The 22,534-nt window shown below is 57.5% G+C and carries 19 protein-coding genes; 8 read left to right on the forward strand and 11 right to left on the reverse strand.

All coding sequences use genetic code 11. The annotated features are described in order from the left end of the window. Window positions 1–46 precede the first annotated feature (46 nt). On the reverse strand, window positions 47–1,075 hold the full coding sequence (gene mtnA / locus AC559G_RS01080) for an S-methyl-5-thioribose-1-phosphate isomerase (RefSeq protein ID WP_498910608.1): 1,029 nt from the start codon (window positions 1,073–1,075) through the stop codon (window positions 47–49). Between the two features lie 140 nt (window positions 1,076–1,215). Between mtnA and mtnK the strand changes: the two genes are divergently transcribed. Continuing rightward, on the forward strand, window positions 1,216–2,415 hold the full coding sequence (mtnK, locus tag AC559G_RS01085) for an S-methyl-5-thioribose kinase (RefSeq protein WP_498910610.1): 1,200 nt from the start codon (window positions 1,216–1,218) through the stop codon (window positions 2,413–2,415). Window positions 2,416–3,582: 1,167 nt separating this feature from the next. Here the strand turns inward: mtnK and AC559G_RS01090 are convergent. From AC559G_RS01090 to AC559G_RS01135, 10 genes are all read right to left on the reverse strand, one after another. Beyond that, entirely contained in the window at window positions 3,583–4,512 is a 930-nt protein-coding gene (locus AC559G_RS01090; RefSeq protein WP_498910892.1) for a LysR family transcriptional regulator, read from the reverse strand. 149 nt (window positions 4,513–4,661) lie between these two features. Beyond that, window positions 4,662–6,098: a M20 family metallopeptidase gene (locus tag AC559G_RS01095; protein WP_498910612.1), complete on the reverse strand. Its 1,437-nt coding sequence runs from the start codon at window positions 6,096–6,098 to the stop codon at window positions 4,662–4,664. 71 nt (window positions 6,099–6,169) lie between these two features. Then, entirely contained in the window at window positions 6,170–7,030 is an 861-nt protein-coding gene (locus AC559G_RS01100; RefSeq protein WP_498910614.1) for an ABC transporter ATP-binding protein, read from the reverse strand. Next, window positions 7,027–8,019, reverse strand: coding sequence for an ABC transporter ATP-binding protein (locus AC559G_RS01105; RefSeq protein WP_498910616.1), 993 nt, complete (start codon window positions 8,017–8,019; stop codon window positions 7,027–7,029). Before AC559G_RS01105 ends, AC559G_RS01100 begins: the two co-directional genes overlap by 4 nt. Before the next feature lie 11 nt (window positions 8,020–8,030). After that, the gene (locus AC559G_RS01110; protein ID WP_498910618.1) at window positions 8,031–8,966 is read right to left on the reverse strand and encodes an ABC transporter permease; all 936 of its coding nucleotides are present in this window, start codon (window positions 8,964–8,966) and stop codon (window positions 8,031–8,033) included. A gap of 10 nt (window positions 8,967–8,976) precedes the next feature. Continuing rightward, entirely contained in the window at window positions 8,977–9,894 is a 918-nt protein-coding gene (locus AC559G_RS01115; protein ID WP_498910620.1) for an ABC transporter permease, read from the reverse strand. Window positions 9,895–9,954: 60 nt separating this feature from the next. Next, a complete protein-coding gene (locus tag AC559G_RS01120; protein WP_498910622.1) occupies window positions 9,955–11,487 on the reverse strand; it encodes an ABC transporter substrate-binding protein in 1,533 nt (510 codons plus the stop codon). Window positions 11,488–11,884: 397 nt separating this feature from the next. Further along, window positions 11,885–12,385, reverse strand: a complete 501-nt coding sequence (locus AC559G_RS01125) for a fimbrial protein (protein ID WP_498910624.1) — start codon at window positions 12,383–12,385, stop codon at window positions 11,885–11,887. 13 nt (window positions 12,386–12,398) lie between these two features. Then, on the reverse strand, window positions 12,399–13,361 hold the full coding sequence (locus tag AC559G_RS01130; protein ID WP_498910626.1) for a fimbrial protein: 963 nt from the start codon (window positions 13,359–13,361) through the stop codon (window positions 12,399–12,401). 253 nt (window positions 13,362–13,614) lie between these two features. Continuing rightward, window positions 13,615–13,962: a hypothetical protein gene (locus AC559G_RS01135; protein WP_498910628.1), complete on the reverse strand. Its 348-nt coding sequence runs from the start codon at window positions 13,960–13,962 to the stop codon at window positions 13,615–13,617. A gap of 677 nt (window positions 13,963–14,639) precedes the next feature. Here AC559G_RS01135 and AC559G_RS01140 point away from each other — a divergent pair. The 7 genes from AC559G_RS01140 (at window position 14,640) to AC559G_RS01170 (ending at window position 22,497) form a co-directional block, all read left to right on the forward strand. Next, window positions 14,640–15,164 carry a fimbrial protein gene (locus AC559G_RS01140; protein WP_438597547.1) on the forward strand — a complete coding sequence of 175 codons (525 nt, stop codon included), beginning with the start codon at window positions 14,640–14,642 and terminating at the stop codon, window positions 15,162–15,164. Between the two features lie 162 nt (window positions 15,165–15,326). Then, on the forward strand, window positions 15,327–15,872 hold the full coding sequence (locus tag AC559G_RS01145; RefSeq protein ID WP_498910894.1) for a fimbrial protein: 546 nt from the start codon (window positions 15,327–15,329) through the stop codon (window positions 15,870–15,872). A 47-nt stretch (window positions 15,873–15,919) separates the two neighbouring features. Then, window positions 15,920–18,478 (forward strand): outer membrane usher protein, encoded by a 2,559-nt coding sequence (locus AC559G_RS01150; RefSeq protein ID WP_498910630.1) that lies wholly within the window; start codon window positions 15,920–15,922, stop codon window positions 18,476–18,478. 118 nt (window positions 18,479–18,596) lie between these two features. Next, window positions 18,597–19,364: a fimbria/pilus periplasmic chaperone gene (locus AC559G_RS01155; protein WP_498910896.1), complete on the forward strand. Its 768-nt coding sequence runs from the start codon at window positions 18,597–18,599 to the stop codon at window positions 19,362–19,364. 78 nt (window positions 19,365–19,442) lie between these two features. Beyond that, window positions 19,443–20,099 (forward strand): fimbrial protein, encoded by a 657-nt coding sequence (locus AC559G_RS01160; RefSeq protein ID WP_498910632.1) that lies wholly within the window; start codon window positions 19,443–19,445, stop codon window positions 20,097–20,099. 46 nt (window positions 20,100–20,145) lie between these two features. After that, window positions 20,146–20,694, forward strand: coding sequence for a fimbrial protein (locus tag AC559G_RS01165; protein ID WP_498910634.1), 549 nt, complete (start codon window positions 20,146–20,148; stop codon window positions 20,692–20,694). Between the two features lie 102 nt (window positions 20,695–20,796). Then, entirely contained in the window at window positions 20,797–22,497 is a 1,701-nt protein-coding gene (locus AC559G_RS01170) for a PglL family O-oligosaccharyltransferase (RefSeq protein WP_498910636.1), read from the forward strand. The last annotated feature ends 37 nt before the right edge of the window (window positions 22,498–22,534 follow it).

Consider the following 22,534-nt stretch of genomic DNA (forward strand, 5'->3'; position numbering starts at 1 on the left):
CGGGCGGTGAGGAAAAGGAACGCGCCTTTATGGCGCGTTCGTGTTTTTAACCGAGCGCCCGTTGGAAAGCCCCCGCCTTCACCTGTTCCGGTGTGATCACGCCGCTGTCCAGGATCCAACCGCTGATTAATGCCGCCGGCGTGACGTCGAACGCCGGGTTATACACCGGCGCGTCAACCGGCGCCCATTGGCAACTGCCGAAGCTGCCGGCGACGCCGGTCACTTCTTGTGCCGCGCGCTGTTCGATAGGGATCGCCGCGCCGTTCGGGCAAAGGGGATCGTGCGTGGTATAGGGCGCCGCCACGTAGAACGGGATGCCGTGATAATGCGCCAGTACCGCCAGGCTGTAGGTGCCGATCTTGTTCGCCACGTCGCCGTTGGCGGCAATGCGATCGGCGCCCACCCACACCGCATCCACTTGGCCCTGCGCCATCAGGCCGGCCGCCATGGAATCGCAAATCAACTGATAGGGGATGCCCAACTCACCCAGCTCCCAGGCGGTTAAACGGCCGCCCTGCAGCAGCGGGCGGGTTTCGTCCACCCATACCTGCGCCACCTTGCCCTGCTGGTGCGCCCGTAGCAGCACGCCAATCGCGGTGCCTACGCCGGCGGTCGCCAGGCCGCCGGTATTGCAGTGGGTCAGCAACCGGCTGCCGGGCCGCACCAGCGCCGCGCCGTAATCGGCGATGCGATCGCACTGCGCGCGGTCTTCCTCCACCAGGCGCAACGCCTCATCCACCATGGCAGGTACCCACTGCGGCTGTGCCAGCGCCTGCTTCATGCGATCCAGATTGTTCATCAGGTTAACGGCTGTCGGGCGCGCCGCGCGCAGCGTCGCGAGCGCCTGTTCCAGCTCGGCGCGCGGCAACCCCTGCTCGGCCAGCAACGCTAGCAACAGGCTGGCCGACAGACCGATTAACGGTGCGCCGCGCACGCGCAGAGCCTGAATATGTTCAACCAGTTGTTCCACGCTGTTGCTGGGCAGCCAGCGTTTTTCCTGCGGCAACGCTTGCTGATCGAGGATGAAGAGCTGGTTGTTTTTCAGTGACAGGCTGGTAGTGTTAATCGTTAGCATCAGCGGTTAAATCCTTGTTGCGTTGTTATTGCATCTGGCTGCATATTCTGCCAACATGATTTGCGGATGTATAGACGTCCAAATGCTTTTACGTCTAAAAAATAAGAATTATCGCTTTGTAAGACACCAGAGGGGTTGGAATGTCGCTTTATCGTACGTTTACGGCTGCTGATGCCGTTGAATATGCCCGGCAATATGGGCAGGTTGCCGATCCACAGGCGCTGGTGAGCGCGGAAGAGATCGGTGACGGCAATCTGAATCTGGTGTTTAAAATCCGCGATCGCCAGGGCGTCAGCCGGGTGATCGTCAAGCAGGCGCTGCCCTATGTGCGCTGCGTCGGCGAGTCCTGGCCTTTGACGCTGGATCGCGCGCGTATTGAAGCGGAAACGCTGCGGGCGCACGCTGATTTCTGCCCGCGGCATACGGTTAATGTGCTGCATTACGATCCTGAACTGGCCGTGATGGTGCAGGAGGATCTTTCCGATCACCGCATTTGGCGTTCGGAGTTAATCAAGGGCAACTATTATCCGCTGGCGGTCGGGCAGTTGGCGGAGTATCTGGCGCAGGCGCTGTTTCACACCTCTGATTTTTACCAGAACGCACAACAGAAAAAAGCCGACGTTCAACGCTTTACCAATCCAGAGCTGTGCCAGATCACCGAAGATCTGTTTTTTAGCGATCCTTACATTGAACACGAACGTAACCAGTTTGCAGAAGCATTATTGCCTGCGGTGCAAGAGCTGCGCGCCGATGCGGACTTGAAGCTGGCGGTGGCTGGCCTGAAGCACCGTTTCCAGAGCCAGGCCCAGGCGTTGCTGCACGGGGATATTCACAGCGGCTCGGTGTTTGTCGCGGAAGGCAAGCTGAAGGCGATTGATGCCGAATTTGGTTTTTACGGGCCAATCGGCTTTGACGTGGGTACGGCGCTGGGCAACCTGTTGCTCAATTTCTGCGGATTGCCGGGCCTGCTGGCTGCGCGTGAGGCCGCCGCCGGGCGTGAGCAACGCCTGCAGGATGTGCGTGAACTGTGGCTGATTTTTGCCGATCGTTTTTTGTCGCTGTGCCATCAACATACGCGTGATGTGGCGCTGGCGGTGCCGGGCTATGCCGAGCAGTTCCTGCAACAAGTGTGGAAAGATGCCTTGGGTTACAGCGGTACCGAGCTGATTCGCCGCACTATCGGTCTGTCGCACGTGGCGGATCTGGACGGCATTGAGGATGCGGCAATGCGCACGGAATGCCAGCAGCAGGCATTGGTGCTGGGGCGTTTTCTGATTGTTAATGCCGAGCGGATTGAGAATATCGATGCGTTACTGGCGCGGATCCGCCAGTACGCCTAATCATCAATGGTATTTGTAACCCGTTGTGTAAGTGGAATTGCCTTAATCGTATCGAATTTCTTTGCGGTAATCGCGCACGGCAATTGTCAGGGCCGAAGGCCCGGCCCCGACACCCCGGCCTGCGCTTAACATGGCCTGCCCGCTACGCGGGTGCCCTCGCGGCGTCCCCGTCGCTGGGCGGGTCGGCTACGACAAACCTCCCTGTTTGTCTCGCCTCAATCCGTCCGTGGCCGATTGCCCCTGGCAACGGTGCCTTGCTCGGCAGCCCGAGATGCGCGCTGAAGGTCAACCCTCCTATACCCTTCATACTTCGAGCCGCAGGTGCGTTGGCTTTCCTCGCTCACCCCAGTCACTTACTGGAGTAAGCTCCTGGGGATTCGCTGCGTTGCCGCCTTCCTGCAACTCGAATTATTTTGGGTATAGCCTCATTCATTGATTTTATGAAAGACAATGCCATTGGTGAGTGGGGCACGGGTGTGGAAGCCATTGAAGGCGCCGAACGGCGGAACGTAGCATAGGCGAAACCGCCAGGACGGCGGTTTCAGGCGAGACAGGCAGGGACGCCTGTCGTAGCCGGCCGTGATGCGAAGTGACACAGTGAGGGTAGCCGCGCAGCGGCCGCCTGATATGGCGCAGGCGTGGGTCGTTAGGGGCCGCGCCCACGGCCCCTAACTCGGGCGCGGGCTACGGTGCGACAAAAAGCGACCGAGTTATAGCGACCGAAACCCTCGCGGTCAGGGCAAAGAACGTTGCTAAAACAGTACCCTGCCGCCACCAGCGTAAAGGGAATTGCCCTAATCGTATCGAATTTCTTTGCTGCAATAGTGGCTGGCAATTGTCAGGGCCGAAGGCCCGGCCCCGACACCCCGGCCTGCGCTTAACATGGCCTGCCCGCTGCGCGGGTGCCCTCGCGGCGTCCCCGTCGCCGGACGGGTCGGCCTTCCGTGGCCGATTGCCCCTGGCAACGGTGCCTTGCTCGGCAGCCCAAGATGCGCGCTAAACGTCAACCCCCCAATCTATCGCCACCGGGCAACCTAACCACCTGTTTTGAAATAAATTAATGAGTTAATAAGTTAATTAGCCAATCTTAAAAACAATGCCATTGGTGAGTGGAGCACGGGTGTGGAAGCCATTGAAGGCGCCGAACGGCGGAACGTAACCTGACGATCAGCCCGGGATACGATACTCCTGGCGAAAACGCGCATCCTGGGTGTTGAGTTCATCCGTTAAAAAGTCAAAGAACGTTTTCAGCGCCGCGGTTTTTGGCTTGCTGGCTTCCGTTTGGATCTGTAGCGTCCGCTGCCCCACTTGCCTGGCGTCGAGCGACCTTACCTGTAACCCATCACGTCGGGCGCAGTACAACAGTGAGAAATGGCTGCAGATGGTGATCGCCTGCGGCGTATTGAGGATGAAGGCATACAGCGTGGCGAAATGGTTGCAGGTAAACACCGGATCGATAAAAACCCCGCTCATACGGCATGACAGATCAAACAGCTGGCGCACGGTTGCCGTTTGTTCCGGCAGCGCGACCGGGTAAGCGTTGAGATCGGCCAGTTGAAAATCCATTGCGGCCAGCGGGTGATCCTCTTTCATGACCACCAGAAACGGCGAGGGGAAGGTGGCGATCACGTCAACGCCATACTCCGGCGACAGGCTGAACTTCAGCGCCACGTCGCATTCGCCATTGCGCACCATTTCCGGCACCTGCCGGGCGCTGCCCACCGACAGGCAAAAATTGACCGTCGGGTGCCGCTGGCGGAACTTGGCCATGACGGTCGGCATCATATTGAATGCGATGCCGTCGGTGCACACCACGCGAATCGTCGTTTGCCGGGCCGATTTCAGGCCTTCGATCTCGGCAATCGCCAGCTCCATATCCGCCATGCTACGGCGCACATGGTTTTCCAGGATCTGCCCGGCGCTGTTAAGCACCATTCCCCTGGCATGCCGATCGAACAGCGGCACCCCCAGCCGGCTTTCCAGCCGCTGAATTTGCCGGCTGATGGCGGAAACGGCCACAAACAGTTGCTGGCTGGCGGCGCTAAGCGAGCCGGTGCTGGCCACCGCCATGAAGTAACGGATTTCATTGTTGTGCATCGGCGCTCTCACCTGCTCTGGGTTATCCATCTTTTCTTCCTGTCATCGCCGCCAACGTCTGCCCGGCGGCGATATTTTTCCATCTTAAATGAGAGCAGGCGCATACGTATATCCCGCACATCCGGTGAATGCCCCGTGCCTAGCGCGGGCTATACGCGCTCTACCTGGGAGCTTTCTTGGCGGTGGGCGCGCAGGCGGACAATGTTGCTGCCCTGTTCGGCCAGATCCCAGAACAAGCCGGTCATGATCTTCAGCGCTTCCAGCGTCACATCCGCCAGAATGTGCTCGTTCGGCGCATGTTGCGCGCAGGCCGGATAGGAGTGGGGAACCCAAAGCGTCGGCAGCCCCAGCGTTTGTGAGAAGCAGGCGTTGGGTAATCCGCCGCCGAAATTGGGCAGCACGGCGGCGTTGAGGCCCACCGACTGGGCGATCGATGCTTTGCCCCATTCCACCCACAGATCGTTGGGATCAAGCCGGGTGGCCTCATAGTTACTGACGGCGTTAACCAGTTCTACGTCTTCAAAGCCGTTGGCGTCCAGGTGGTTGCGGATATGCCGGGCAAACTGGTCGACATCGCTGCCCACCACGTAGCGCATATGGCAGTGGGCGCGGGCTTGCGGCGGAATCGCGTGCATCGGTTTATCCGGATCGCCAGTCACAAACGCCAGCACGTCCAGCGTGTTCCAGCTATAGAGTTTTTCCGCTGCGGTCAGGCCGCTTTCCCCCCATTGCGGATCGATGGCCGGATCGGTCGGGCCGCCGCCCAGCTCAATATCGGCCAGGATCTGCCGCATGGCGGCGGTAATCGCCGGCGGGCGCAGGCCCGGCACCAGGATCCGCCCGTGGGCGTCCACCATGGTCGCCAGCGCATGCGCCAGGCGGATCCCCGGGTTGCTCAACAGGCCACCCCAGTTGCCGGAGTGGTGGAACCCCTGGCGCGGATTCAGCGCCAATTCAAAATTGAATACCCCGCGGGAACCTAAAAACAGCGTTGGGCGCGCCGCCGTAATCCGTGGGCCATCGGAGGCGATAAACAGATCGGCGGCCAGCCACTCGCGGTACTGCCGGCAGATGGCGTCCAGACCTGGCGAACCGTCTTCTTCGCCCATCTCAAGAATGATTTTTACGTTATAGCCTAAGCGGTTATTGCGCGCCTTCAGCACTTGCTCCAGCGCCGCCAGGTTTATGCTGTGCTGCCCCTTATTATCCGCAGTACCGCGGCCGTACCAGGTATTGCCGTCTTCGGTCACTTCCCAGGGCGATATCCCGGCGCGCCATTGTTCATCATTGCCCGGCACCACGTCGCCGTGGCCATAGGTCAGCAACGTCAGCTGCGTGTCCGGCTCAATGCGCCGCGCCAGCAGGAACGGGCTTTTGCCGGCGATCGGGTTTGCTGCAATCAGGCATTCGAACCCCATGCCCTGCAGGGTGGGGATCATTTCCTCCTGCAAATAGGCCAGCAACACCGGCCCATGGTCGCCGCCTTTGCTGACCGTGCGGTAGGCTACCCGGCGTGCCAAAACCTCACGGAATTTCCCTGACTGAAAGTCATCAATCGTCGCCTGGATCGTCTCTTCACGCGTCATATACAGTGTGTCCTCTACATCAAATAATGAGTGCTTGTCTTGCTGCGCCAATGGCACTGGCCGTATCGATTTCAGTGCGCTGTAATGTCCGGAATGCCCAGCCCGGCTTCCGGCGTGAGCACTGAGGCCAGCAACATCCGGGTGTAGGGATGCTGCGCCGAGTGGAAGATGTGCTCGCGCGTGCCCTGTTCGACAATCGTGCCCTTTTGCATCACCGCGACGTGATCGACCAGGTGCTCCACCACCGACAGGTTGTGGCTGATGAGCAGGTAAGTCAGGCCAAACTCCTTTTTCAGCACCAGCAGCAGGTTAAGGATTTGTGCCTGGACGGAAACATCCAGGGCGGATGTCGGTTCATCGCATATCAGGATGTCGGGGCGCATAATCAGCGCCCGGGCGATCGCCACCCGCTGGCGTTGGCCGCCGGAGAGTTGGTTGGGGTATTGGGCGTGGGTGCGCGCCGGCATACCGACCACGTCCAGCATCTCTTTTACCCGGGCTTTGCGCTCCGCCGGCGTGCCGATGCCATGTAGCCGCAGGGCCACTTCCACAATATCTGCGATGGTGCGGCGCGGGTTCAGCGACGAGTATGGGTCTTGAAAGATCGGCTGGATACGTGCGGCCATTGCTTTACGGTTGGTGGCGTCGATTTCCTTGCCTTCGATCAGCACGTTGCCGGATGTCGGTTTCAGCAACCCGAGTAGCATTTTGGCCAGCGTGCTTTTGCCGCAGCCGGATTCGCCGACCAGGCCAAGGGTTTCGCCCCGGCGTACCCGCAGAGAGACATTATTGACCGCCCGGATCTCGCCCGGGCGAGCGAACAACCCGCGGTTCAGGCGATAGACCTGCGTCAGGGCGCAAAGCTCCAGCGCAATATCCTCGTTGCCGGCGATGTGGGTCGGCAACGCCGAAGGGGTTATCGTGGTATTCATATTCCCTCCAGTTCGCGGGCCACCTGAACACAGCGCACTGCATGGTGCGCGGTCACATTGACATAGGGCGTCGTTTCCTGGCTGCAGGCGGCGCTGCATTGCCCGCAGCGGTTGCTGAATGCACAGCCGCGTTGGGCGCCGATCAGGCTGGGCACGACGCCGGGGATTGCCCGCAATGGTTGCCCCGGCACGGTTTTCCCCTGAATGGGAATGCAGTCAAGCAGGCCGCGGGTATACGGGTGGCGCGGTTGGTTGAAGAGCGTCATCACCGAGCCGGTTTCCACGATTTGGCCGGCGTACATAACGGCGACCCGATCGGCGATCCGCGCCACGACGCCCAGATCGTGCGTAATGAAAATAACGGCGGTGCCCATTTCCTGCTGCAGTTCGCGCAGCATGCGCAGGATCTGCGCCTGGATCGTCACGTCCAGCGCAGTGGTGGGCTCATCGGCGATGATCAGATCCGGCTCGCACATCAGGGCCATGGCGATCATGATGCGCTGGCGCAGGCCGCCGGAGAGCTGGTGGGGGTATTGATTCAGACGATCGGCCGCCATCGGGATGCCAACCCGTTCCATCAGGTAAACCGCGCGATCGCGGGCAACCGCGTGCGACACTTTCCGATGTGCGCGCAGGGTTTCGCATAACTGATTGCCCAGCGTAAACGAGGGGTTCAGCGACGTCATCGGCTCCTGGAAGATCATCGACATCTGATCGCCGCGTAGCGCTGCGATTTCGCGCTTTTTCAGCGTTTGCAGTTCCGCGCCCTTGAACTGCATCCGCTCCGCCGTTCTGATGGCCTTCGCCGGCAGCAGATCCATCAATGCCAGCGAGGTCATGGATTTACCGCAGCCGGACTCGCCCACCAGGCACAGCATTTCGCCGCGCCGCACGGAAAAGTCGATGCCGCGCACCGCGTGCAGCATCCCGCGTGCGGTTGGAATGTCCACCTTCAGCCCTTTCACATCGAGCAACATGTCATTATTCATGGCGTTTTTCCTCAGTTACGTCCGTCCAGCGCGGTGATGTCGCGCAGGCCGTCCCCCACCAGATTGATGCCCAACACCAGGATGGCGAGCGCGCAGCCGGGGATCAAAATCACCCACGGCATAAAGAACATGTAGGCTTTGCCTTCGGCGATCATCAGCCCCCAGGACGGCATCGGCGGCTGCACGCCAAGCCCCAAAAAGGACAACGTGGCTTCCAGCAAAATGGCATGGGCGATTTCAAGCGTGGCGACGACGGTCAGCGGCCCGAGCAGGTTAGGCAAGATCTCGCGCAGCATGATGAACAGCGAAGAGGCGCCGAGCGTTTGGGCGGCGGCGATAAACTCCGCTTCGCGCAGTTGGCGGGTGACGGAGCGGGAGACGATCAGAAAACGATCCCACAATAATAGCCCCAACAGCAGGATCACCACTTTCACCGAGCCGCCCATCAGCGAGGCCGTCGCCAGGGCCACCAGGATCACCGGCATGGACAGACGCACGGTCAGGATATAGCTGACCACGGCATCCACCCGGCCGCCGAAGTAGCCGGACAACACCCCGAGTGTTATGCCGATGCCGCCGGCCACCAGCACGGAAACCAGGCCGATGATCAACGAAACCTGCGCGCCATATAGCAGGCGGCTTAGGTAGTCACGCCCCAGTTTGTCGGTGCCGAGAATATGTTCCCAACTGCCTCTTTCCTGCCAGACCGGTGGGATCAACCGTTGGCTGATATCTTGCGCGTAGGGATCGTGCGGGCTGATGAGCGGCGCCAGAATCGCAGCGATGACAATCACCCCCAGGATCGCCAGGCCGATCGTCATACTGCGATGGCCGAAGATTTTTCCCAACCATTTGCGCCAGGCGGTGGGTTCCGGCAGCAGCGAGCCGGGATCGGCCGCCGGCGTATTGCCGAGCGGCGCGGAAGAGAGAGATAACGAGGTTTTCATGGCCGCCCCTTTATTTGGTCCGTAGACGTGGATCCAGCGCCGCATTGAGCACATCGGCCAAAAACGTCAGCCCGATGTAGAACACGGCAATAATCAGCACGATGGCCTGTACCACAGGAAAATCGTTGCGCGAGATGGAATCCCAGGCCAACTGGCCCAACCCCTGCAAGGCAAAAACGGATTCGATCACCACCGAGCCGCCGAGCATAAAGCCCAGCTCGACCGTCGCCAGCGCCACCACCGGGATAATGGCGTTGCGCAGGCCGTGTTTGACGATCACTTGAAACGCGCTGAGCCCTTTGGCTTTGGCGGTGCGGATATAGTCCGAACCCAGCACATCCAGCATGCCGGAGCGGGTCAGGCGCATCAGCGATGGCATGGCGTAGTAGCCTAGGGCGATGGCGGGCAGCACAAAGTTTTGCCAACTGCCGTTGCCGGCGACCGGCAGCCATTTCAGCTCGACGGCGAAAATCAGAATCAAAATCAGCGCAAACCAGAAGTTCGGCATGGCCTGGCCGATAACCGCGATGAAAATCGAGCAGCGGTCAATCCAACTGTCGCGGAAAACCGCCGCCAGCACGCCAAGCGGAATGGCCACCAGCAACGCGATGCCCAGCGAAAGCACGCCGAGGTTCAGAGTGATTGGCATCCGCTGGCCGATCAGTTCCATCACGGTGTTTTCAAAATAGAAGGAGCGTCCGAAATCCAGGTGCAGCGCTCCCCACAGCCAGTGCAGAAACTGGGTGTACAGCGGTTGATCTAGCTCGTATTGCACGCGGATGCGGGCAACCACTTCGGCCGAGGCGTCCGGCCCGGCGATCGCCGCGGCCAAATCACCGGAAAGGTGCAACAGCGAAAAGCTGACGACGGCGACGGTGAACAGCACCGCCAGCGCCACGAGAAGCCGATGTAAGATATAAATAACCATGAGCCGTTCCTGATTATTACTAACGTGGCGGGGGGAAACCGGCGGCGCCCCCCGCGCGATTTATTTCCAACTGGCCATTGCAAAGCGCGGCAATTCATCCGGCCAATCGTCAAAATTCAAATCAGAGGTGAAGGCATAGTTCGTCGAATAGGAGAACAGCGGCGCCAGATAAGCCTGCGACGAGATCCTGCCCAGCGCGTCTGCGTACAATGCGCTGCGCTGTTGGGCGTCGATGGTTTCGTCGGCTTTGGCCAGCGTGCTGGTCACCTGCTGATCTTTCCAGATGTCGTCGCCTTTGCCGCCGAAGTACGGTGAGGTAAAGGCGGAGGCGTCGTTGATCGAGAACGATCCCCAGGTGCGGATGGCCATCGGCGCCTTGCCGGAAATCAGATCGGCGGCCAGTACGGAATACTGGACGTAGTGCAAGCGGGCGCGGATCCCGACTTTGCGCAGATCGCCGATGATCGCTTCGGCATAGTCGCGCTCGCGGTAGGCCCAGATATCGGTATCAAAGCCGTTGGGGTAGCCGGCTTCCGCCAACAGTTTCTTGGCTTTTTCCGGATCGTATTGATACTTCACCACCTTGCTGGTGTCGCAGGCGGTTTGGGTATGGAAGCAGGCAGAATAAACCGGCTGGCTGCCGCCGCGCACCAGGTTTTTGACCATGCCTTCACGGTTGATGGCGTAGTTCACCGCCTGGCGCACGCGCACGTCTTTAAAGGGTTCGCCACCGGGGCCTTTGGCCTGCGGGTTCAGCGCCAGAAAGCCGATACGCATGGTTTCGCCGCTTTTAACCGTGACGTTAGGCATGGTTTCCAGCATGGTGAGCTGATCTGCCGGCACCCGCCAGATCCAGTCCACCTGGCCGGTCATCAACTGCGCCAGGCGGGTTTCCGGATCCCGAATCACCACAAACTGCAGTTTGCCGATCTTCGGTTGCCCGACGGGGCTTTGTGCAAAATAGTCCGAGTTCTTTTCCATGTTGATGCCCTGGCCCGGCGTGACCTGCGTAATCTTGTAAGGGCCGGTGCCGATCGGCGCTTTGCTGAAGCCGGCCAGTTTCACACGCTGGAAATAGTTGGCCGGGTAGATTGGCGTCGGCCCGGAAAGATATTCCAAGGCCGCCGGGAAAGGTTTGTGCAGATGCAGTTTTACCGTGTAGTCATCGACTTTTTCCGTTGTCTGGATCCAGTTGACGCTCTGCGGCATGACGGAACCGGTGTCGTCGCCGGCGATATGGTTGAAGGTATAAACCACATCGTCCGCAGTGAAATCGTCGCCGTTATGGAATTTAACCCCTTTGCGCAAATGAATCACCAGCGTTACCGGCGATTCCCACTTCCAGTCGGTGGCGAGCTCCGGTTTGTATTCCCCGGTTTTCGGATCGCGGAAAATCAGTGTATCCCACACCAGGTGCGCGATGATCACGCCTTCGCGCAGGTTATTGTGGTACGGGCTGACGTTCTCAACCTCATTATCCGAAGCATACACCAGGGTATCATTCGCTTTCCCCGCATAGCTGGACGCGGCGTATCCAATTACCAATGCAAATAAAGCGCTTTTTTGTATCAGTCTTGCCAGGGAATACGTCATGCCATTCTCCATACGATTAAATGATGAAAGAATTAAAAGGGTGCATAGAACTGAGGGAACAGAAGGGTGCAAGAGTTGCGCCAATCGCCGGCGGATATCTTTACTGATTTTCGCTTCAAGCTTTCTAAAAAAAAGAAACCGGCGGCGTGGCCTGCTTTATTTTTGCATGCTGGTGGCTGGCTGGTGAGGTAGTGAGGCGTGCTTAACGGCACAGTTGAGTATGATACCGTGCCGTTTGGCTGCGTGGGTTCCCCTATGGCAGTGCGCTAATCTGGGGGATGTGCACCATTTGAAGGCGAAAAAGTGTGCACGCCATCAAATGGGGAAGGGAAGTGTGGCGGTAGATAACCCGGCCGCCAGGTGATACCCGCGGCCGGGAGTGGGGCGAAACCGTGGGTTAAAAATAGTCCACCAGCATGGTGGCGCCGCTGGTGAACTCCCCTTCGGTCAGGGTGGCGGTGGTGCTTTTCACCGGCACCGCGTCCAGCGCGGGCAGATTAGTGTAATCAATATTAAAGGGGGAATTGATAGTCAGGGCATTTCCATTGGCTAACAACCGGATGCCCAGCCCCGTTACGTTAGTGGTGATTGCCGACGCATCAAATGAGGTCACGCTGCCGACGATTTTCATCTGCAACTGTTTAGTGCTGTCCAGAAATTCACATTTCACCGTGTAATTCAGCCGTTGCATGTAACGGTTGCCATCGATTTTATTGACCCCAACCGTGCCGAATTCCACATCGATGGTGCGATCGTCATTAATTACGCAAGGTGGCGGCGCCACCACGGTGCCTGATATGACAATCGGCGTGCCCTGATTATCAGCCGCCACGGCAACGCTGGAAAAAGGCAAACAGACGAACAAAAAATAGAATAACCTGCGGCCACTGTTGAACATATCTCCCCCTGGCTCAAGGTGCGCTAAAAATCAGCGTTGCCGATCCGGTAAACGGACCTGTTGCGATGTCGCTATAAGCGACATTGTTTTTCACCGGGACAAAGGTCACGGTATCGTTGCCGACGCCATTGGTGATGTGGGTACTAAAGGTGTTGTTGGGGCTAATCACCTGGTTGTTATAAACCAGAGCGACACCGACGTTGGCATTGGTGGTTTTGATATAGTTGGACGAAAACGGTGCCGCATCACTGACCAGGCGGATCTGCACATCCTGCGTGGCGGTGAGATCCTCACACTGATAGGTCAGCGCTTTGTCTTGTTTAATCTGGGCGTCGGCGACCGTTTGGGTCAGGTAATCCTGCCGGATCTGGTTAAAATCGACGTTAATTTGCTGATTGTTGTTGATCGTGCAACTGGTAGTGACGAAGTAGGCATCGTTATCGGCGATCAACTGCCAGCGATAAGGGCCGCATTGCGGGCAGCCAGGCCGGTCATTGGTTTGCACAAAGTTGATTTGTCCAATGATATCGCCTTTGCTGATTTTGATATCCGGCGTAGGGTACTTGCTCAGCACGATATATACGCGCAGGGTCACGGTTTGCGAGGCCTTGTTAGTCAGCGTCATGATGCTGATGCCGCCGGGAACCGGCGCGGTGTAGTCCGTGCCGTTGATGGTTGCGCCGAAGCCAATGCCGCCAAACAGAGCGGTGTTGAGCGACAGGGCCGAAGAGTCGGTTTTCAGGTAGTCCGTCCATGAAGCGACGTCGTTAGTACAGGTGACCTGGCTGACGTTGACGATTTCGTTTTTGCCGTATTGAAGGTCTGGGCCGATACGCACCCTGACATTTACCGGTGCGGTTGACCCGCCGGGGGAAATAACGCCGCCGTCAGAGGTTCGGCAGGTGAAAGCGTGCGCATTGTTCGCCAGCAAAAAAGCGCAAAAGGCGAGCAGGCTATAAAAGATTTTTTTTCTCACTGTAATATCTCAGTAATAAGTGATTAACATTTCCTTTCGAACGGCACACGTTCAAGGGGTAAGAATGCGTCAATTCTGGTTAGCATTGGTTATAGGTTGCGTATGACCTTATGGGCAATAATTGTTTTCAAGCTAATTGTTATTATGATTGGTAATAATCTGAAGTATTTACTCATCATTAAAATACGTCCCTAAAATATATCTATTTATAACCATAAAGGAGTATTTTCTTGCACTCTCTTATAGCTGGGTTCTAGCGTAAATTGTGATGGATTCGGCTTATGGAAGATTCTCTTTGCGCAATACCGCAAGTTCTGTCGTTATTGTTGCTGGCCAGGGCTGTGGGATACCAACGCAGGGAGTTTTTTACCGGGCCGGGTGAAACTAATACCTCGCCGGATTCAACCATTTTCAGCAATAGCGTTCGGGTGCGGTATACGCCTTCATTGATGACCTCCGCCAGCCTGCGGGTTGTCAGCCATTGTTCTTGTGAAGGCATCGCCCCGTTTGGGCGAGGACGTGGCGACAGCAATAATAATGCCTGGTGCAGCGTTTGGCACAATTGCTGAATTTCCTTTTTTTTGGGGGATAGATCGTCCATTTGCTTCTCCATTCCTCTCTGTTCTTTTGCTGTTCTCGCTGGGTGGCATATTTTCAGCGCGACCCGTTTTTAGGCAAAAACGGTAAAAAAAGCAAAAGAGTAACCAATGCTGATGATTGATGTAATCAGCTCCCTGAGTGTATTTCCCTATGAATTTGGTTTTTCCTGCCCATTGCGTCCCTTTTCGTCAATTTGGTTTATTCTATTACCTGAGTGCTTATTTGTGGATCTTATTTGATGCGATGATGCAAAAAACAGAATATTATTCTGATTTTTATTTTTTTACGATCTATGCTTCTAAAAAGAAACATTAAACTACTCCGCTAAAGGAAAAAAATGTGAATATCATCACTTTTGCAAAAAAAGCTTTTTTTAAAGTTTGCCTTTTGTAAGAATCTCGTTTGCCGATCAAGGGGAGAGATTGGGATGAAAAAGGATTTTGAATCATAAGGGATTATTCAACTACCTTGCTTTTCAAATCCATTTTAATTAATTGATTTCATAGTCTTAATACCATCATTGATGGTATCTGGATTTTTAAATATCCCCCTTTGGTTTTGGCGGTGACTCACCTTCAATGTACTAAAGAATAAGAGCAACGTTCGCGGTGCATATACATGCTGCATGCTCTTACCTTTATTGGAAACCAGCTTTTTCTTATAAGGAATATAGGTTCTATGAAACTGAACAAAATCATGATGGCTGCTGTAATGGCAATGGGTGTTACTTCTTTTGCTCATGCAGCCGATCAGGGCAACGGTAAAGTGTATTTCACTGGTTCCATTATTGATGCCCCTTGCTCAATTTCTCCAGACTCAGAGAAGCAAACTGTTGATCTGGGCCAGATCTCTAACGTTGCGCTGAAAGATGGTGGCAAATCTAACCCGCGTACGTTCGAAATCAAACTGGAACAGTGCGATACCACCACCCTGAAAACCGTAACCACCACCTTTACTGGTAAAGCATCGCCAAACAACAGCGATCTGCTGGGGATTAACGGCGGCACCGCAAGCGGCGCCGGTATCGGTATTACTTACGGCGGTGAGAAAGTGAAACTGGGCCAGGCGACTGCGGCACAGACGCTGAACACCGGTAACAACACCCTGGCTTTCGCCGCGTACCTGCAGGGTGAAGGCGCTTCCGCCGCCATCGTCCCGGGTGACTTTACTGCCGTTGCCGACTTCACGCTGGCATACCAGTAATAACCACTATATACCCAAAATAATTCGAGTTGCAGGAAGCCAATATACCTGCAACTTGAAGTAGCAAGGGTATGGGTATGTGATTGATTAACATGCCTATGCTGGGCCCCGTGATGTGTGCGGGGCTCAGCTTGGTTGACCATCTGGAAAAGGAATGCCGCGATGTTTTTACATGGGAGTAAGGCAGGCGTGACGCCTTTTATATTGATGCTTGCGTTGGTCTCTGCCCCGGGTGGCGCCGCGCCGGCCCTTCAAGGGTGGGGCAGGGTCAATATGCAAGGCGCCATTATCGATACCGCCTGCGCCATCGCCGCCGGCAGCCGGGAACAAACCATTGATATGGAAACCCTTCCGGTTGGGCAAATCATGCGTGATGGCCAGGGCTTGACCAAACCTTTCAGCATCGAATTGATCAATTGCGTATTGGAACGGGCAGCGAATAAGCCGAATTGGAAAAATTTCCAGGTTACGTTCGATGGCCATGCGGACGGTGATTTATTTGGTGTGCAGGGTGAAGCCCGTGGTATTGGGTTGAAAATTACCGATAACAACGGCCATGTTGTTATTCCCGGAGTGCCATTACCTATGGAAGAAATAGTGCCAGGGAATATGACGCTGAATTATTTCATGACGCTGATACCTAATCATCAGCCGTTGAAGGCGGGAACGTATTTCTCCACGGTGCGGTTTAAGCTGGATTACTTTTAATTTTCTCGCGTACTGACGATTAATCCGTTTTCGAAAGGGTTTGTATTATGCTTTCACCGGCAGGGAAGTTATTTCGTCTTCAGGTTCTGGGATTATGCGTTGCCCTCGCGTTTGGGCAGCCGATAATGCTGGTTTATGCAGCCGACGAGATCCAGTTTAACACGGACGTTTTGGACACCAACGATCGTAACAATATCGATCTGAGCCAGTTCTCCCGTAGCGGCTTCATCATGCCCGGCACCTATACCATGGTGCTGCACGTCAACAAGAGTGATATGCCTGAACAGCAGGTGGCATTTGTTGCGCCAGAAAACGATCCGAAAGGCAGCGAAGCCTGTTTGTCGCCGGCGTTGGTTAATCAACTGGGGCTGAAGGAAAATCAGGCAGGATCGCTGGCCTGGACGCACGGCGGCCAATGTCTGGATTTGCGCAGTCTGCCGGGCATGGAAGCGCATGGCGATCTGAGCACCTCTTCTTTATATCTCAGTATTCCGCAAGCCTACCTGGAATACACCTCTGAGAACTGGGATCCGCCTTCCCGCTGGGATGAGGGTATCCCGGGCTTACTGTTTGATTACAACGTCAACGCCCAAACGCAGCAGCGCCACCGCAGCGGCGGCAGCGGCAGCTACAGCCTGAGCGGTAACGGCACCACCGGCGCCAACCTTGGGGCCTGGCGCCTGCGCGCCGACTGGCAGGCGAACCTCTCGCACCAGACCGGCTCAGGGCAACCGACGGACAGTCAGTTCGACTGGAGCCGTTATTACGCCTATCGGGCCATTCCGGCGTTACGCGCACGCCTGTCGATGGGGGAGGACTACCTGAGTTCCGATCTGTTTGACAGCCTACGCTTCACCGGTGCCAGCTTGCGATCCGATGACAATATGCTGCCTCCGAACCTGCGCGGCTATGCGCCGGAAGTTTCCGGGGTAGCAAAAACCAACGCCAAAGTGGTGATCAGCCAGCAAGGCCGGGTGTTGTATGAAACCCAGGTCGCCGCAGGGCCGTTCCGAATCCAGGATATTAATGACGCCGTCTCCGGCGAACTGGACGTCAGGGTGGAAGAGCAGGACGGCAGCGTACAAACCTTCAAAATGAACACCGCGAGCATTCCTTACCTGACGCGCCCCGGCAGCCTGCGCTACAAGCTGGCAATGGGGAAACCGTCGGATTGGGAACACCGGACGCGCGGCCCGCTGTTCGCAACCGGGGAGTTTTCCTGGGGGGTAAGCAATGGTTGGTCGTTATACGGCGGCGGCATCGGCGGCGGCGATTATAACGCATTATCCGTGGGGCTTGGGCGCGATTTGATGGCGCTGGGCGCATTGTCGTTCGATGTCACGCAGTCGCGCGCCAACTTGCCGCAGCAAGGCACGCTGACCGGCGGCTCTTACCGCCTGAGCTATTCAAAAAGCTTTGACGAATACGACAGCCAGATCACGTTCGCCGGCTACCGCTTCTCCCAGAAAGACTTCATGAGCATGGCGGAGTACCTGGATGCGCGCTACGAAGGTGAACGCAACGGCAACAGCAAGGAGCTGTACACCATCACCTTCAACAAACAGTTCCGCGACTGGGGATTGAGCACCTATCTGACCTACAGCCACCAGACCTATTGGGATCGCCCGGCGAACGATCGTTACAACCTGATGGTGTCGCGTTATTTCGACGTCGGCAATTTCAAAAACCTTAGCGTATCGCTGTCGGCATATCGCACGCGCTACAACGACACCAACGACGACGGCATGTATCTGTCGCTGTCGGTGCCGTGGGGCAATAACGGCACGCTGAGCTACAACATGGCGGCAAGCCGCGATGATAACACGCACCGTATCGGCTACTACAACCGGGTGGATGAACACAACAACTACCAGATCAGCGCCGGCAGCGCACGCAGCGGGGCGACGGCCAGCGGTTATTACAGCCACGAGGGCGATATGGCGCAGGTCAGCGCCAACGCCAGTTACCAGGGCGGTAGTTATAGCGCGATGGGGCTGACGGCACAGGGCGGTATGACTATCACGGGGCAGGGCGCTGCGCTGCACCGGGTAACCAGCCAGGGCGGCACCCGGCTGATGCTGGATACGGAAGGGGTGGCCGACGTACCGGTGCGTGGCTACGGCAGCACGATCATGACCAACCGGTTTGGCAAAGCGGTGATAACGGATGTGAACAGCTATTACCGCAACAGAGCGAGCATCGATTTGAACCGCCTGGGCGACAACGTCGAAGCGACGCGTTCGGTGGTGCAGGCCACCCTAACGGAAGGGGCTATCGGCTATCGTCAGTTTGATGTCATCGCCGGCGAAAAAGCCATGGCGATTATCAAACTGGCCGACGGCAGCGAGCCGCCGTTCGGCGCTACGGTGATGAATATGCGTAAACAAACAACGGGGATTATCAACGACAGCGGCAGCGTCTATTTGTCGGGCATTAATCCGGGTGAGGTGATGCAGGTGCACTGGAATGGCGGCCCGCAGTGCCAGGTGCAAATGCCGACGCCGCTACCGGCTGAGATGTTGATGAACAGCCTGTTGCTGCCTTGCCAGCCGTTGGATAGCGCTAAAAATTCCGCTGCGGTTGCCGCGAATGAACAACAGCAATAACGGTGCACGGGGCGGGAATTGACGTTCGCCGTCCCGGCGCAATATGCCTCCGGCGTCACAGAGCCTGATGCCGGTGGATCCTAATTGAGCGTAACGGATATTCACTGCGAAGAAGATGATGAATCAGAACCTTATCAAACAGAAACAACGCGTTGTTTTCAAACTGGCGGCCGTCGGCGCGCTGATGGCCGGAATATTGGCGCAATCGGCGCAGGCGGCGATTGCACTCGATCGCACTCGGGTGGTTTTTGACGGCAGTCAAAAGACGATGAGCCTGAATATCAGCAACCAAAACAAAAATTTGCCCTATCTGGCGCAGGGGTGGATCGAGGATGAGCAGGGCAACAAAATTCAAAGCCCGTTCACCGTGTTGCCGCCGGTGCAGCGCGTGGAGCCGGGCAAGCCCAGCCAGGTGAAAATCCAGGCGCTGCCGGCGGCAAAACAGCTGCCGCAGGATCGCGAGACGTTGTACTACTTCAACCTGCGTGAGATCCCGCCGCGCAGTGATAAGCCAAACACGCTGCAGATAGCGCTGCAGACGCGGATCAAAATGTTCTACCGCCCTGATGCGATCGCCCCGGTGCGCAATGCGCAGCCGTGGCAGGAGAAACTGACGTTAAGCAAACAGGGAGATAAGTACGAGGTGCATAACCCCACTCCTTATTACGTGACGATAGTGGAAGCCAGTACCCGCAAGCAGGGCAATGCAGTGGCCGGCTTCACGCCGTTGATGCTGGCGCCCAAAAGCAGCGCGCCGATGAGCGTTAGCGCTGCGGTGTTGGGCACCAGTCCGGTACTGACCTATATCAATGATTACGGTGGCCGGCCGCAATTGGTATTCCGTTGCGGTGGCAGCGAGTGCCAGGTTGTGCCTGAGAAGAAATAAGCAGCCCGGCGTGCCGTTATGCCAAGCGGCAGGGAAAGGATAATCCCGGCAACAGACACAGACAGCGGAGAGAAAACAATGCGACGGAATAACCCAAAATTGTCTGGCAAAGCCTACAGGAACTATCAGCGCCAGCGGGTTAGCCTGATGGCGGCGGCAATATTGATGGTGCCATTGGCCGTGGGGATGCTGCTGATGTTGATGCCCCGAGCGCACGCCGTGGATAACTGGGACGTGCAGGGCGCTAACGGCGTGCTTTACGTTTCCGGCACCCTGACGGAAAACGCCTGCGGCCTGGAGATGGAATCCGCGCGTCAGGAGGTGTGGTTAGGGGAGACCGGCACGGCGCAATTCCAGCATATCGGCGATCGCGGTACGCCGGTGGCGTTTGTTCTGCGCCTGAAAGACTGCCTGCGGGCGCCGGCCAGCAACCGCGATCCCTGGGGCGGTGCGCTGGCCTGGAGCGGCAGCGCACCGGCGGTATCCGTCAGCTTTAGCGGCCCCGCGGATGCGGACGCACCGGGGCTGGTGAGCGTGACCGGCGCAACCGGGTTGGGGCTGCTATTGGCGGATAGCCGTGGGCAGCCGGTGCGGTTGGGCGCCCGCAACAAACCGGTGCTGCTCACGCCGGGGAACAACACCCTGACGTATACGGTAACGCCGATACGCACGCCGGCGACGTTGAATCCGGGGCGCTATCAGGCGGTGATTGATTTCCGGCTGCATTATGACTGAGGTGCTCAGCGTGGGATGCGGGTGCGACAATAAAGGGAACGGCGCTATGTTAATGATAAAGAAAAAGCAGCAGGGCGTGGCCCTGCTCGCTGCAATGCTGCTGTTGGCCGGCGGGCAAGCGGCCGCGGCGGATAGCGAGAATATGTATTTCCACGGCACGCTGGTGGCCGAACCGTGCGTAATCCCGCCGGGTGAAGAAGAGATTTCGCTGGATTTCGGCACCATTGTCGACAAATACCTGTATCTGAATACGCGCACGCTTAGCCGGCCTTTCACGCTGCACCTGACGGAGTGCGATACCAGCCTGGGGAATACGGTTACGGTCACCTTTAGCGGCACAGAGAACAGCCATCTGCCAGGGTTGCTGGCGATTGACAGCGGCAGCGCTGCCTCGGGGATCGCCGTTGGGCTGGAAACCCAGGACGGCCAAGCCCTGCAACTCAATAAGGCCACCAGTAAATACCAACTGACGGACGGCAGCAACACGATATCGCTGCAAGCTTACGTGCAGGGCGAACCCGACGCCATCACCAACAAAACGATCGGGCGCGGCACATTCAGTGCGGCGGCAACATTTAGTCTGGCGTACGAATAATCCGCCCGTCGAGCGTTCCGGCGGCTTATGCCGCCTGCCGCCCTTGGCCGACAGTGTTGTCCCCCAGGGGCGTTTGGTTTTCTTTTCTTATGGCGTGAGGGTGTGTTGCGAATAGAACGGTTGTTGGTTGCTTATTTTCTCGGCCTGCTGGCCTTGTCGGTGTGCTATTTCCCCAATATGGGCGGTGTTGGCCTCAATTTGCCGGTGAATGCCCTATGTTATGCGGCGCTTGCCGGCGTGATGTTGTTTATCTGGTGCCGCCTGCCGTTGAGGCGCGGCATTGTGGTAACGCCGGCCAGCGGCTATTTGTTGTTTGCCGTGGCGTTGCTGTTTATTCCCTTGGCCTATGGCTATGCGCCAGGTTTTTCTACCGCCGCTTGGCGGCTGGCGGGGCTGTTGGCCGGCTGGGGCTTTTACTTTTCCTGGCTGCAGGTACGTATGCCGTTTCGGCTGCGCGCGCACCTGATGGTTCTCTTGTTGGTGCTGGTGCTTGGGCAGGCCGTGATCGCTTTGCTGCAACTGTTCGCGCCCGCATTGAGTTGGGTGCCGCTGCGCGGGACGCGGGTATTCGGCGTTTTTCAGCAGCCCAATGTACTGGGCAGCTTTATCGCCACCGGGCTGGCGCTGGCGCTGATGCTGTTTTTGCTGCCGAGCTATGCACTGAAATCGGCGAAACAGGAACGTTGGCGCCGCAGCGGATTGGGCGTGTTGCTGGTACTGCTGCCGGCGTTGTTGGTATGGATACAGTCGCGCGCCGGTTGGCTGGGCGGCGCACTGGCGGCGCTGGGGTTTCTGCTCTGCTTTGGCCGCCGCTACCGCTGGCAGGCCGGGGCTGCGATGGCGCTGGTGTTGGGTGGCGTAGGCATCGGGATTGTGGTGTTGCTGGGGCAGGAAAGCGCCGGCGTATTGCGCTATCTGACCCATGAACAGTCGAACCTGGCGCGTGTTTTGATGCTGCAGGATACGCTCAGGATGATCGCGGAACGGCCCTTTGCCGGCTGGGGCTACGGCAGTTTTGATTACGCTTTTCAGCATTTTCGCGTGCATCAGGCCTCGCCAACCCAGGTGCAGGAAATTGCCCGCCATCCCCACAATGAAATCTTGTTGTGGTGGGTAGAAGGCGGCCTGATCGCGTTGTGTGGTCTGGGAATCGCGATCGCAGCCGGGGTGCGGGTGCTGCGGCAGGCCATAAAGCATGATCGGGCGGCGTTTACCGCCGGGCGCGCCAACGCCGGCGAGGCGACGGCGCTGTGCCTGGTTATGGTGCCGATGCTGATGCACACCCAGCTTGAGTATCCGTTTTATCTTTCGGCATTGCACTGGGCGTTGTTCATGTTGCTGCTGGCAACGCTGGATCGTCTTACTGGCCGAAAACGCAGGGTGGTGCATCTGTCCCCGATGGCCGGTGTAGCGCTAAAGGCCGGGTTGGCATCGGTACTCGCCGTCGGCGCTGGGGTGATGCTGGCGGCTTTTTATGTCGGGCAGACGCTGACCTGTGTTGAACGCGGCGGCCTGCGCGATGTTGAACCGCTGGCTGCTTTGCCGCCGGTGGTCGCCTGGCCGTTGCAAGAGCGCCTGGCATTTGATCTGCAAACCCATGCTCTGCTGGTTTACAACCGCACGCGGGACGAGGCGCTGCTTTGGCGCTATGCCGATTGGGCCGAGGCGTATCTGGCGCAACGGACCGATGCCAATGTCTACGCCAGCCTGATTGCCATTTTGTATCACCAACAGCGGAATGTGGCGGCGGAACGTTATCGCCGGGAAGCGGCTTTGCTGTTTCCAAAGGATCGGCGTTTTTAGCCGCTATAGCCTCTGCGCCCAGCGGGGCAGAAATAAC

The sequence above is a fragment of the Gibbsiella greigii genome (assembly GCF_039540155.1).
Taxonomy (GTDB): domain Bacteria; phylum Pseudomonadota; class Gammaproteobacteria; order Enterobacterales; family Enterobacteriaceae; genus Gibbsiella; species Gibbsiella quercinecans.